This window comes from Prescottella agglutinans (assembly GCF_004011865.1).
Classification (GTDB): Bacteria; Actinomycetota; Actinomycetes; order Mycobacteriales; family Mycobacteriaceae; genus Prescottella; species Prescottella agglutinans.
In genome coordinates, this window is record NZ_RKLP01000011.1 from 231419 (window position 1) to 243013 (window position 11595).

At 71.0% G+C, this 11595-nt stretch carries 14 protein-coding genes; 5 read left to right on the forward strand and 9 right to left on the reverse strand.

Going from position 1 to position 11595, the window contains the following annotated elements:
* Positions 1-6: 6 nt before the first annotated feature.
* The gene (locus EGT67_RS20525; RefSeq protein ID WP_127917938.1) at positions 7-204 is read right to left on the reverse strand and encodes a hypothetical protein; all 198 of its coding nucleotides are present in this window, start codon (positions 202-204) and stop codon (positions 7-9) included.
* Positions 205-236: 32 nt separating this feature from the next.
* Positions 237-674 (reverse strand): SPW repeat protein, encoded by a 438-nt coding sequence (locus tag EGT67_RS20530; RefSeq protein WP_127917939.1) that lies wholly within the window; start codon positions 672-674, stop codon positions 237-239.
* A 789-nt stretch (positions 675-1463) separates the two neighbouring features.
* On the opposite strand from EGT67_RS20530, the gene EGT67_RS20535 reads away from it, so the two are divergent.
* Positions 1464-1736 (forward strand): hypothetical protein, encoded by a 273-nt coding sequence (locus tag EGT67_RS20535; protein ID WP_127917940.1) that lies wholly within the window; start codon positions 1464-1466, stop codon positions 1734-1736.
* Between the two features lie 18 nt (positions 1737-1754).
* Here EGT67_RS20535 and EGT67_RS20540 read toward each other — a convergent pair whose 3' ends face one another.
* Entirely contained in the window at positions 1755-2615 is an 861-nt protein-coding gene (locus EGT67_RS20540; RefSeq protein ID WP_127917941.1) for an SDR family NAD(P)-dependent oxidoreductase, read from the reverse strand.
* Positions 2616-2868: 253 nt separating this feature from the next.
* Between EGT67_RS20540 and EGT67_RS20545 the strand changes: the two genes are divergently transcribed.
* The 3 genes from EGT67_RS20545 (at position 2869) to EGT67_RS25160 (ending at position 5249) form a co-directional block, all read left to right on the forward strand.
* Positions 2869-3396, forward strand: a complete 528-nt coding sequence (locus EGT67_RS20545) for a hypothetical protein (protein WP_127917942.1) — start codon at positions 2869-2871, stop codon at positions 3394-3396.
* 66 nt (positions 3397-3462) lie between these two features.
* Positions 3463-4491, forward strand: a complete 1029-nt coding sequence (locus tag EGT67_RS20550; RefSeq protein WP_241566143.1) for a hypothetical protein — start codon at positions 3463-3465, stop codon at positions 4489-4491.
* Between the two features lie 2 nt (positions 4492-4493).
* Positions 4494-5249 (forward strand): hypothetical protein, encoded by a 756-nt coding sequence (locus EGT67_RS25160; protein WP_164877614.1) that lies wholly within the window; start codon positions 4494-4496, stop codon positions 5247-5249.
* Positions 5250-5259: 10 nt separating this feature from the next.
* Here EGT67_RS25160 and EGT67_RS20560 read toward each other — a convergent pair whose 3' ends face one another.
* The 5 genes from EGT67_RS20560 to EGT67_RS20580 are packed head-to-tail and all read right to left on the reverse strand — an operon-like array spanning position 5260 to position 8646.
* Positions 5260-6204 carry a CopD family protein gene (locus tag EGT67_RS20560; protein ID WP_127917996.1) on the reverse strand — a complete coding sequence of 315 codons (945 nt, stop codon included), beginning with the start codon at positions 6202-6204 and terminating at the stop codon, positions 5260-5262.
* A 19-nt stretch (positions 6205-6223) separates the two neighbouring features.
* The gene (locus tag EGT67_RS20565) at positions 6224-6778 is read right to left on the reverse strand and encodes a copper resistance CopC family protein (RefSeq protein ID WP_127917944.1); all 555 of its coding nucleotides are present in this window, start codon (positions 6776-6778) and stop codon (positions 6224-6226) included.
* Positions 6775-7428 (reverse strand): YcnI family copper-binding membrane protein, encoded by a 654-nt coding sequence (locus EGT67_RS20570; protein WP_127917945.1) that lies wholly within the window; start codon positions 7426-7428, stop codon positions 6775-6777. Before EGT67_RS20570 ends, EGT67_RS20565 begins: the two co-directional genes overlap by 4 nt.
* Before the next feature lie 44 nt (positions 7429-7472).
* Positions 7473-8000, reverse strand: a complete 528-nt coding sequence (locus tag EGT67_RS20575; RefSeq protein ID WP_127917946.1) for a hypothetical protein — start codon at positions 7998-8000, stop codon at positions 7473-7475.
* A gap of 16 nt (positions 8001-8016) precedes the next feature.
* On the reverse strand, positions 8017-8646 hold the full coding sequence (locus EGT67_RS20580; protein ID WP_127917947.1) for a DUF6474 family protein: 630 nt from the start codon (positions 8644-8646) through the stop codon (positions 8017-8019).
* A gap of 210 nt (positions 8647-8856) precedes the next feature.
* On the opposite strand from EGT67_RS20580, the gene EGT67_RS20585 reads away from it, so the two are divergent.
* Entirely contained in the window at positions 8857-10413 is a 1557-nt protein-coding gene (locus EGT67_RS20585; protein ID WP_127917997.1) for a TM0106 family RecB-like putative nuclease, read from the forward strand.
* Positions 10414-10763: 350 nt separating this feature from the next.
* Here EGT67_RS20585 and EGT67_RS20590 read toward each other — a convergent pair whose 3' ends face one another.
* The gene (locus EGT67_RS20590; protein ID WP_127917948.1) at positions 10764-11531 is read right to left on the reverse strand and encodes an SDR family NAD(P)-dependent oxidoreductase; all 768 of its coding nucleotides are present in this window, start codon (positions 11529-11531) and stop codon (positions 10764-10766) included.
* Positions 11532-11595: the final 64 nt, after the last annotated feature.

An 11595-nucleotide genomic window follows, 5' to 3' on the forward strand; every position in this document is an offset into this window, starting at 1 on the left:
GGCGGGTCAGTCATCGGTGGGTGGGAGCACCTGCCAGAGCACGACGACGGCGATCACCGCGAGGATGCACAGCACCCCCAGTGTCGCCGCCATCCAGATCGAGCCCGTGAGACTCACCGCGACCGCCACCACGACGGTGGCGGTCACGGTGACACCGAGGACCAGCAGGTGCCGGACGGGCCTGCGTCCAGGTCCTCCCGGCATCGCGTCGGCGTCGATCTCCTCGACGGATACCGCTACCGGCGCATCCCTCCTCGCGTCATACCCATGCCCATGATCCCGGCGCCGAGCACGAAGACCAGGGCACCCACGACCACGTTCGACCAGATCATCCCCGCGCTGGTGGTCACGCCCGAGACGAGCCACGGCGAGACGATCAACCAGACCCCCAGCAGCGGGGCGACGAATGCGAAGCCGTGGGTGCGGCTGAACGTCGTGGCGTGACCGACCGCCAGCAGAGCGACCGCGAGGCCGGCGAACAGGTTGCACATCATCAGCGACGTCTGCCCGCTGAACCCGACGATCCACGGCGATGCGGCCGCGTAGAGACCGGCCAGAACCATCAGCCCCTCGGCGACCTGGGGAACCGGACTCTCCCCGAACTCGTCGTAGCGGGCGCGGAGTTCGGCGATGTCTGGGTGGGTTTCCATCGACATGGACGGTGTTGTCGACATGACGGATCATCTCCTCGACCTTGTGTCCCAATATCGAGACTAGTCCGCTTTTGCGGGCTTACGCGATCGCCAGGATGCGCGAGCGACACCGAACTCCGGACCCGGCTTCGTGTTTCGCGCCCGTCGAGAGAGGAGCGGCCGTTCGGTTTCCGATGATTCCGGCTCGTGGGTGCGCGTCGCTCGAACGAGTGCCATCCTGGAACGGGTCGGAGTCGATCGACCCGACACGATCGCGAGGAGGTGAGGGCGCCATGAGTTCCGGTCACAGTCTGCACCTCACCGTTTCCCCAGTCGGTGCCGCTTAGCACTGCAGCGCACGCGTCGGCCTGAACGCGCACGGTGATCCTGGATATCCGTGTGCCTCGTACCGATCGTGCGTGCGCGATGGCACGCATGCGTCGGCCGACTGCATTCACCGTGTGGCCGCACGGAACCACCCCGCCGGAGTCCGGTGCGGCACGGTGCGAAGGAAGGACTCGTCCAATGACACGCGTATTTCCCTTTGGCGTGCAGTCTTTTTCGCTGCCTGCCCTCGAGTCACGTCGCGATCTCGATCCGGGCGTCGTCGAGACCCGAAACGGATCGGTCACTCGCACGGCCGCAGGTCGACCTGGTGCGATTCTCGCCCTTCCCGTGAAGATCGACTTCGAAACCGGTTGTCGAACAGCAGATTCGGGCTATCGGGTTCGCCGGGATGGTTGGGGATCGAACTCCCTGCAAGTGTGGTCCGAACCGGTCACCGGGGGCTCCGGCGCACCCGCTGCCGCGGTTCCCGGGATCGGTCAGGCGGTGACTACTGCGCTCGACGAAGTCGCCCTGGCCGTGATGGTCGGCAGCCTCGTCGGAACGATCGCCGGTGCGACGATCGGCGGCTTACTCGGCGGCGCCGGACCTGCCTTCACCGTCGTCCTGTTGCCCGAATCGCTCGCGACGTGCATCGGCGGTGCCATGATCGGGGCCCCGATCGGTGCTCTTGCCGGAACGGTGGCCGTCGGTGGCGGGGGACTGCTCCTCGCCTCTACGAAGATCGTGCGCAGCCTGGTGTCGAGTTCTCGGGAATGACCGTCGATGGAAGAGGTGTCAGATCCCGGACGCGAACCGCCGGTGCCGGGCGGCGTCGGCGCGTTCGGTGCTGATGGCGTCGACCAGGCGGGTCAACCGTCCGAACGTGGGCCCCATCCGCCGCGGGCGGTGCACGATGGCGTCGCAGATGACACGGCCGGCCTCGTCGGGCGTCAGTGCCGAGGCCTTCAGGTACTGCGCGTTGGGCGTGATCATCGCGGTTCGCACCAGCGGCATGTACACCGCGGTGAATGTGATGTTCTCGTCGAGGGTTTCGGCCTGGAACGACGTCGAGACCTCGTCGAGTGCGGCCTTCGACGCCACGTACGCGGAGTAGCCCGGACCGCCGAACAGGTTCGCCGCCGACAGGATGTTGATCACCTGGCCGAAGCGGCGCTCCCGCATGCCCGGCAGCACCGCCAGCATCAGTCGCACCGCCGCGAAGTAGTTGAGCTGCATGGTGCGTTCGAAGTCGTGTGCCCGGTCGTACGACTGCTCGAGCGAGCGGCGGATGGACCGTCCGGCGTTGTTGACGAGGATGTCGACCCCGCCGTGCTCGTCGAGGACCTTCCGGATCATCGTGTCGGACGCGTCCGCGTCGTTGAGATCGCACGGGTACGCGAACGCCTTGCCGCCGCGCCCCGTGACCGTGTCGACGACCTCACGTAGTTCCGTCTCGCGGCGGGCGACCAGCAGCACGGTGGCGCCCGCAGCAGCGAGTTCGAGTGCGGCGGAGCGGCCGATGCCCGACGACGCCCCGGTGATCATGACGCGCCGTCCTCCCACCGCCTCGGTGAGCGTGCGGCGCTGCCGCCGCGGGAACGGCCCCCGCGTATCGAGCGCATGCTTGGCCTGGAACCACCACCCCGTCGAAGTCATGGTGACGGATCCTATGCGAGATGTGGCCGCCGATCGGGCGGGTTGCCGGTACCGGTGTCCGGCAACGTCATCGCGCGATCGGGGCCGCCGTCGCCGGGAGACGTGCTGGCAAACAAACAATTTGTCGTTTCCCACGCTTCCGATCCTGGACACTTGACCAACTGTCGAGTATCAATAATCGACCCCGAATCGGACCGTTCGGTTCTGCTCTCGGGGAGCTGTCCGCTCGACCCGAACGTCCCGAAGAGGAATCATGCGCAAAATCACGCTTGCCGCTGCCGGTGCCGTCGCAGCCGCCGGGCTGTTGGTCCCCGCCACCGCCGCGAACGCCGACACCTCGGCCAACACCGAGGTCACCTTCGTGATCGCCGGTGCGGGCGGCAACCTGTCCCTGATCACCGGAGGACCGGTCGGCACCATCGTTCCCGGGTCGGGCGTCGCCAGCGGCACCCTCACCACCGTCACGGTGAACGACTCGCGCAACGGCTCCGGGCGCGCCTGGACCGCCACCGCGTCGTCGACCGATTTCGTCGGCCCCAACATGACGATCCCGAAGAGCGCGGTCACCTACAACGCGACGGCCGTCGTCGGCGGACTGCTGGGCGGCAACCTGTCCTCGACCGGTGCACAGGCTCTGGATGCCCCGAAGGCTGTCGTCGACCGCACCGGGCTGAACTGGCCGACCGAAATCATCACCTGGACCCCGTCGCTCAGCGTCAACTACCAGGGCGGTGCAGCGATCGGCACCTACAAGGGCACCGTGACCATCTCGGTCGCCTAGAGCATTCGGTACCCACCGGCCGGGGCGCATGTCGAGCGTCCCGGCCGGCCCGCTAGAAAGTGATCCATGCGTTCCCTCCCCGCGCTGCGAAGCCTCCTCGCCCTCCTCGCCGCCGTTCTCATGGCGGTGGGGATTCCCGCGTCCGCGATCGCCGAGCCCGACGAACCGGCGGCGGGCGCGGCCGACGGTTCGATCGGTATCCGACTGGTCGATGCGCCGGTGGAGCTGAAGGACGATCCCCGCGCGCTTCGGTACATCATCGACAACCTGCCTCCCGGAACGACCATCACGCGACATGTGATGGTGTCCAACAACACCGGCGCACCGGCGAAGATCGACGTCTACGCCGGCGCCGCACGCATCGCCGACGGTGCGTTCGTGCTGGAGGAGCCGGGCCAGACGAACGCCCTCACGTCCTGGACCACCGTCGACCGGCCGACCCTCGAACTCGACAACGGTCAGCAGGCCGAGGTGGCGGTGACGATCGCGGTGCCGCAGGATGCGCCGGAGGTCGAGCAGTACGCGGTGATCTGGGCGTCGCACAAGACGCCGTCCACAGACGGCAGCGGCATCACCAATGAGTCCCGGGTCGGAGTCCGCGTCTATCTGTCGGTGGGGCCGGGCAACGGTCCGCCCGCCGACTTCACCATCTCCGGCCTCACCCCCCGCCGCGGTCCGGACGGCACCGCGTCGGTCGTCGCGTCGGTCACCAACACGGGCGGACGCGCGATCGATCTCTTCGGCACGCTGGGTCTCTCGGGCGGACCCGGAGGCCTGTCCGCCGGTCCCATCGACAGTGAGGCCGCAACCATCGCGCCCGGTGAGGACGGCGAGGTCGTGATCGCCGTGCCCGACAGCGCCGCCCTGCCCGCCGGCCCCTGGACGGCCGACGTGAAACTCGAGAGCGGCATGATCAAGCACGACATGTCGGCGTCGGTGACGTTCCCGGACAAGGGCGACGGCGAATCCGTCGGCGCCTCGGATTCCACGTCGTGGCCGCTCGTCGTCGGGATCGTCGTGGCCGTGCTGGCCGTGATCGCAGCGGCCGCCTACCTGGTGGTCCGGAAGCGTCGCCCCTCGGGCACGGGGCAGTAGCCATGTGGCACAACAGGATGCCCCGCGCCCTCCGCCTGTCCGTCGCCGCCGCCGGTGTGCTGGTCCTCGTCGGTGCGCCGACGGCGACCGCGACACCGTCCGAGGTGGCGGCGCCGGAAGAGGTGACGCCGACGGCGTCGCCGCCGACGACCACGACGACGACCGTCCCGCCGACGACCACGACGACGACCACGACGACGGCCCCGACGATCGCGACGACGAGCGTGACCGCGACGACGACGGTGGCACCCACGACCGAGGCCCCGTCGACGCAGTCGCCCACGACGACGACGGTGACCACCACGACGCCGACACCGTCGGCCCGCGCCGGCGTGCTCGACACCGCGGCGGCAGGCCGGTCCGGCCTGTCCGTCGGCACGTGGGGCCCGGTCGGCACCATCGTTCCCGGTGCCACCAGGGCGAGCGGCACCCTTCCTGTGGTTTCCGTGTCCGACAACACCGTCGGCTCCGGCAGGTCGTGGGTCGCGACCGTGTCGACGACCGACTTCGTCGGGCCGAGTATGACGATCCCGAAGGGTGCCGTCGTCTACGAAGCGACCGCCCTCGCCGGTAAGGGACTGGGCGGCGCCCTGAGTTCGAGGGGCGCGCAGAGCCTGGATGCGCCGAAGGCCGTCGTCGAGCGCACCGGCCTGGACCTGCTCGAGACGATCAGTTGGACCCCGGCATTGACCGTCAATTACCCCGGCGGCGCCGCGGTCGGAACCTACCGGGGCACCGTCACGGTCTCCGTCGCCTAGCCGGCGAGGGTCAGGCGGTGGTCGCCAGTGCCGCCGCCAGTCCGAATGCGACCGCCATCGCGGCGGATTCGCCGACCGCGCGGCGCAGCGACGCGTCGGCGCTCATGCGGTGTCCGGCCGCGGGGCCGACCCACGTGCGGCGCAGCCACCACCCCGCCGCGAGCAGGGCGGCGAGCGCGGCGGCCTTGGCGAGCACCACCCGGCCGTAGCCGGTGGTGACGAGCGGACCGAATCCGCCGAGTCGGACGGCGGCGTTGACGACGCCGGTCGCGGCGAGTACCCACACGCACCGCCAGGCGATCGCCGAGTAGCGCGGCAGCATCGTCGACCACGCGCCACGCGAGCGGGCGGTGAGCGCCAAGGCGACGAGCATCCCGAACCACGTCGCCGCGGCGAGGACGTGCCCGGCGTCGAGGAGGGATCCGAGCGCCTGCTGCGACATGTGGCCGCTGATCGGGCGGGCGATGAGCGCCAGTCCGGACAACGCCAGCACGGGGGCCGCGGGCCACGGCAGGCCGCGCCGGAAGGCGACCGCGGCGACCACGGTGACGAGCGCGGTGCACGCCACGGTCGCCGCGCCGAGTCGGCCCGCGCTCACCAGGCGCACGAAGTCGACGACGGTGCCCGGCGCCACCGCGAACCGCGAGCGGCCCTCGGCCTCGGCGGCCTCGAGGATCAAGAGCACGATCTCGGCGACCGTCCACGCGCCCGCCAGCGCCGCGGTCGTCTGCCACAGCAGACCGGGCTCGAGGGCGGGTCGGCGCTCGTCGCGCTGCAGCCACTGCCACCCGGCGAGCCCGAACACGATCGCGCCGAGCCCGACGGCGAGGACCCGGATCACGCTCGTCGGGGAGGGGCCTTCCGGGGTGGCGAGCAGCCACGCGAGCCCGACACCCGCCAGTGCGGTGAGAACGGCGGACAGCAGCCATGCCCGGCCGCCGTCCGCCGTCCCCACCCGCATCGGATTCCGGCCGTCAGTCCTGGCCGCGCGGCTTGCGCAGCGCGAACCACAGGCCGCCGGCGACCACGACGACGCCGACGCCGACGAACACCCAGATCAGGGTGTTCCCGCCGTCGGAGGACTCGTCCGAGCCGTTCGAGGACTGGCCGCCGCCGCCGGCCTTCGGGCCCGGCGTGCCGGTGCCCTCCTGCGTCAGCGTGAACACCTGGGTGCCGCTGACGGGGTGGCCGTCGGCGGAGGTGACCCGGAACGCGATCGTGTAGTCCCCGACCGGGCCGAGGCCCTCGAGCGGCACGCTGACGGTGTCGCCCTGGACCGACGGGTTGCCCTTCGACCACAGGTTGCCGTCGGGGCCGACGACGGTCAGCGACGCGAACTTCTCCTGCAGCGCCTCGTTGAACGTCAGGCTCACCCGCGCGGGGGCCGTCGCGATCTGCGCGCCGTTCGCCGGGTCGCTGGCGACGACGGCGGAGTGCGCGGACGCGGTGCCGACGCCGAGCATCGTCGCGAGCATCGCCACGAAGCCGATCGCGATGACGCGGAGGCTGGTGATTCGGCGGCCGGTCATGAGTGACGGCTCCGGATCGTGGCACCGATGCCCAGCGCGGCGCCCAGGGCGCCCAGCACCAGGCCGATGCCGCCGAGCCAGCGGGCGGTGGTGTCGGTGTTGTTCGTGGTCTCGGCGGCGGCGGGCGTGCTGCCGTGCGCGTCGCCGTCGCCGGTGCCGGCCGCGAGGGTCAGCGTCGGGGCCGGCTTGTCGGGCTCGCTGCCGTCCGGGTTGGGCTTCTGGTCCCACTGCACGACCTTGCCGTCGCTGTAGGTCTGGGTGGCCGGGAACGCCACCTCGTCCTGCTCGGGCAGCGGGCCGGCGGACAGGACGAACTGCTGGAACTGGCCGGGGCCGACGCTCACGCCGGGGGCCGCGGTCCAGGTCACCGACGTCGCGGTCGCGGACGCCGGATCCTTCTGGACCGTCGACGTCCAGCCGGGCATCGGCTCGGTGCGCGCCGACTTCAGGTTCGGCAGCTGCACCGTCACCGCGGTGGTGCCGGCGGTCTCGGACTCGGTGGGGACGCGGAACGTGAGGACGGTGTAGCCGCCCTGTTCGGCGCCGGGGGCGGCGACCGAGACGTGCGCGGAGGCCACGCCGGTGGCCAACAGCAGCGCGCCGCCCGCGGCGCCCGCCGTCAGGAGGGCGCGGGAGAGGATTCGCTTCATCTTTCCTGGGTGTCTTTTCTGTGCGGAGGTACCGGGTTCGCGGGTCAGGCGAACACCGGGGGTCCGCGCCGGGACAGGCCGGCGGCGAGCACAGCGAGACGGGGCGCGCGGCGGCCGGGCGGCCGCGGGACGAGGAATCGTGCCGGTTCGGCACCGGGCACCGGTGATGCGAGGGCGGCGCGTAGGACGCGCGTGAGCGGTCCGTACAGCCGCTCCGCGGTGAGGATGAGGGCCGCGCAGACGACGGTGGCCGCGACGTGCGCGCCGAGCATCGCGGCGGCCGGCGCGCTCCGGTGGAGGTGGTCGTCGGCCGAGAGGGTGAGCGCGAGGTGGCCGGCGCCCTGCCCGGCGGCGAGCGCCGCGAACAGCGCCCACCGGCTGCGGCTCAGGGCTGGTACACCCCCGACGGCCGCGCCGACGCCGGCGCAGGCCGCGAGGAGCAGCGTCAGTGCTGCGGTGTCGGGGAGCCCGCCACCGCCGACGCCGTGCGCGGCGACGGCCAGCGTTGCCGCCGTCGCCCCGACCGCGCCGCCGCGGAGGGCGGCGGTGGGGGCGGGGCGACGGACGGACACGGTGATCGGGAGGGCGTCAGCGGACGCCGAGGCGGGCCAGGATGTCGGCCTCGACGCCGTCGAGTTCCGCCGAGATGGCGTGGTGGGCCTGCTTGCGGCGGGCGACGGGCATCTGCTCGGCCGAACGGACGGCGGTGCCGAGGTCGCCGAGGCGGGCGCGGATCGCGGACGCGAACTGCTGGGTCTCGGTGTCGCCGGGGTGGCGGCTGACGATCTCGTCGACGGACTTCTCGGCGCCGGCGATGCGGGCGCTGAGCTTGGCGCCGTGGCCGGTGTACTCGCCGAGCTGGTCGACGGCGATGCCCATGCGCTGCGCGCGCTGGGTGTCGATCTGGCCGCGCAGCGCGGTGGCGCCGCGGTAGGCGATCGGCACGAGGACGGGGGCGAGCAGGCGCGCGACGCCGAGGTAGCGGCGCAGCTGGGCGACCGACAGGCCCTTCTCCGCGGCCTTGACGGCGGCCTTCTCCTGAGCCTTGAGGGTGGCGATCTGGGCCTTGTCGACCTTCTTCTGCGCCTTCGAGTCGGACCGGTGCTTCTTGCGGTCGTTCTTCGCGCCGAGCTTGGCCTCGAGCTTGGCCTTGTGCTTGAGCGCCTTCGCCTCGGCCTTGCGCGTGGCACGCCGCTTACGTTTCTTGAACAACCCCACTGGAAAGGCCCCTCCATCTGGTGTTTCGGCGCGGGCGCGAACTGCGTCACAGCCTATCTGTGCTCGTTTTTGATCGCCGCTTTCGGCTTTACCCTAGGCGAGCACATAATCTTCCACATCGTGTGTTCCCCGATCGGCCCGCAGGACGGCGCCGGCACCGCTGAGGCGGCGCCGGCCAGACGTGACGCTTCCGGCGCCCCGGCCCCGGTGCTGCTCGAGCCCGGCGCATTGACCCGGTGCCGTCATCGGATCCATCTCGACGCCACCTACCCGGACCTGCTCGCGGCGGCCCCCGAGAACACCGGCGTCAAGCAGCGGCAGGAGGCCGCCGCCGCCCAGCGGGAGGCGGTGCGGATCCGCCTCGCCGACGCCGACCCGGACGCCTGGGTGCGGATCGAGCCCGACGGGCCGGCGGGACAGCGGGCCCGCGCGACGCTCGAGGCGTGCCGGGCCGGGGCCGACAAGATCTGGGGTGCGGTGCTGCCGTCCGAGCGCGACACCGGCCGCCGCGGGCGCGCCGAGATCCTGCTTCGCGACGCCGACCGCGGCGGCTACATCCCCGTCATCGTGGTCAACCACAAGGTTACCGACCCGGGCAGCGGCGCGACCACGTCGGGGCTGTTCGAATGGGCCCCGAAGGTCGACGAGACCCGCAAGGTCCGGGCCCAGTTGCGCGACCAGATGCGGCTGGCGCACGTGTACCGGATGCTCGAGCGGAACGGCCTGGCGAGCCCGTCGCTGCTGGGCGGCGCCATCGGGTACGGCGCCGACTGCGTGCTGGTGCACGACCTGTCCACCGTGCTGGACGACTACGACGAGCGCTTCGCCGACCGCATCGCCGTGGCCCGCGGCGAGGTGCCGACCGTGCCGTCGCAGATCGGCGAGTGCCGCTCGTGCCCGTGGTGGTCGGGTTGCCGGGCGAAGCTCGAGGAGACCCACGACGTGTCGTTGGTGGCGTCCGGGTCGCGCGCCGACGTGCTGCGCGAGCGCGGCGTGCGCACCATCGAGCAGTTGGCGGCGTGGGAGGGCGACGCCCCGGAGGAGTGGCCGCACAACTCGTTCCACGACACCGTCGTCACCGCGAAGGCCTGGCTGGCGGGGGCGCCGCTGGTGCGCCGCAACGAGACCGTCACGGTGACCCGGGCCGACGTCGAGGTGGACGTCGACATGGAGAGCTACCAGGAGCACGGCGCCTACCTGTGGGGCACGCTGCTCAACGTCGCCGGCACTTCGGTGTACCGGCCGTTCGTGAGCTGGGACCCGGTGCCCACCGTCGACGAGGCGCGTTCGTTCGCCGAGTTCTGGACGTGGCTCATGGCCGAGCGCGCGGGTGCTGCCGCGGCCGGGCAAACCTTTGCCGCGTACTGCTATTCGCGGGCGGCCGAGGACAAGTGGCTGCTGGACTCGGCCCGTCGGTTCGCCGGGGTGGAGGGCATCCCCACCGTCGCCGAGATCCGCGAGTTCATCGACAGCCCGCAGTGGGTGGACATCTACCAGGCCGTCGGCGAGAACTTCGTGTGCCCGAACGGCAAGGGGCTCAAGAAGATCGCCCCCGTCGCCGGGTTCCACTGGCGCGACGCCGAGGCCAGCGGCGAGGCGTCGATGAGCTGGTACCGCGAGGCCGTCGGTTACGACGGCGACCCCGACCTCACCCAGCGTCAGCGCCTCCTCGAGTACAACGAGGACGACGTCATCGCCACCAAGGTGCTGCGCGAGTGGATGAGCGACCGTGCGGTCGAGGAGATTCCGCACGAGGACGACCTCTGAGTTTCGGATCGGACATTCCGCGCAATTTGTACTGAAAACCGACTGATTGTTACGGTCGGTGCTTCGATGATGTCGACTCCTGAGCGGAGGTGAACACGCATGCTTCTCGGTTCTCTCGGACTGACCCTGGCCGGCCTGGTCGGCGGTCTCCTGGGTGGTCTCGGCAGCCTTCTGGGCATCTGAGTCAACGCAGCAGCGCCCGCACCCCGGCCGACGGCCGGGGTGCGTTTCCTTTCGAAAGATCTTCACGCCCTTGCGCGTTGGCGGTTCCGGGCGTTTCGCGCACTGGTCGCGCAGACGACGAACGCCCCGGCTCGGATGAGCCGGGGCGTTCGTCGAGGAGCGGGGGACTACCGCGGCGCCATGCGCAGCGCGCCGTCCATGCGGATGGTCTCGCCGTTGAGGTAGTCGTGCTCGACGAGGAACTGCGCCAGCTGCGCGTACTCGTCGGGCTTGCCGAGGCGCGACGGGAACGGGATCCCGGCCTCGAGGTTCTTGCGGTACTCGTCGGTGACGCCGGCCAGCATCGGGGTGTCGATGGTGCCGGGGGCGATGGTGTTGACGCGGATGCCGACCTGCGCGAGGTCGCGTGCCGCGGTGATCGTCATGGCGTGCACACCACCCTTGGACGCGGTGTACGCGATCTGGCCGACCTGCCCCTCGAACGCCGCGACCGACGCGGTGTTGATGACGACGCCGCGCTGGCCCGCGTCGTCGACCGTGGGCAGGTGCTGCATCGCGTTGGCGGCCAGACGCATCACGTTGAACGTGCCCAACAGGTTCACGGTGATGACGGTGCGGAACAACTCCAGGTCGTGCGGGCCGTTCTTCGACAGGATGCGACCCGCCCAGCCGACACCGGCACAGTTGACGACGGTGCGCAGCGGGACGCCCGACTCGCCGATCGTGTCGATCGCGGCCTGTACCTCCGCCTCGCTGGTGACATCGGTGGGGATGAAGGTGACGCCGGCCGGCACGTTGTCGCCGGCGCGCTCGATGGACTGGGCAAGGTCCAGGCCGAACACGGTGGCACCCGCGTCGGCGAAGCGCTTCGCGGTGGCGGCTCCGAGCCCGGAGGCTGCGCCGGTGATCAGTGCCGCGGTTCCCTGGATTTCCACTGCTCTTCCCCTTCGGTCCGGGTCGACCACTGCGGTCGGCCGTGGTGACCTGCACCATAACGCG

Bases quoted from the DNA above. Each gene is read 5' to 3' on its own strand.
- EGT67_RS20525 (WP_127917938.1), bottom strand. From the start codon at position 204: ATGCCGGGAGGACCTGGACGCAGGCCCGTCCGGCACCTGCTGGTCCTC.
- EGT67_RS20545 (WP_127917942.1), top strand. From the start codon at position 2,869: ATGCGCAAAATCACGCTTGCCGCTGCCGGTGCCGTCGCAGCCGCCGGG.
- EGT67_RS20570 (WP_127917945.1), bottom strand. From the start codon at position 7,428: ATGAAGCGAATCCTCTCCCGCGCCCTCCTGACGGCGGGCGCCGCGGGC.
- EGT67_RS20565 (WP_127917944.1), bottom strand. From the start codon at position 6,778: ATGACCGGCCGCCGAATCACCAGCCTCCGCGTCATCGCGATCGGCTTC.
- EGT67_RS20530 (WP_127917939.1), bottom strand. From the start codon at position 674: ATGTCGACAACACCGTCCATGTCGATGGAAACCCACCCAGACATCGCC.
- EGT67_RS25160 (WP_164877614.1), top strand. From the start codon at position 4,494: ATGTGGCACAACAGGATGCCCCGCGCCCTCCGCCTGTCCGTCGCCGCC.
- EGT67_RS20540 (WP_127917941.1), bottom strand. From the start codon at position 2,615: ATGACTTCGACGGGGTGGTGGTTCCAGGCCAAGCATGCGCTCGATACG.
- EGT67_RS20550 (WP_241566143.1), top strand. From the start codon at position 3,463: ATGCGTTCCCTCCCCGCGCTGCGAAGCCTCCTCGCCCTCCTCGCCGCC.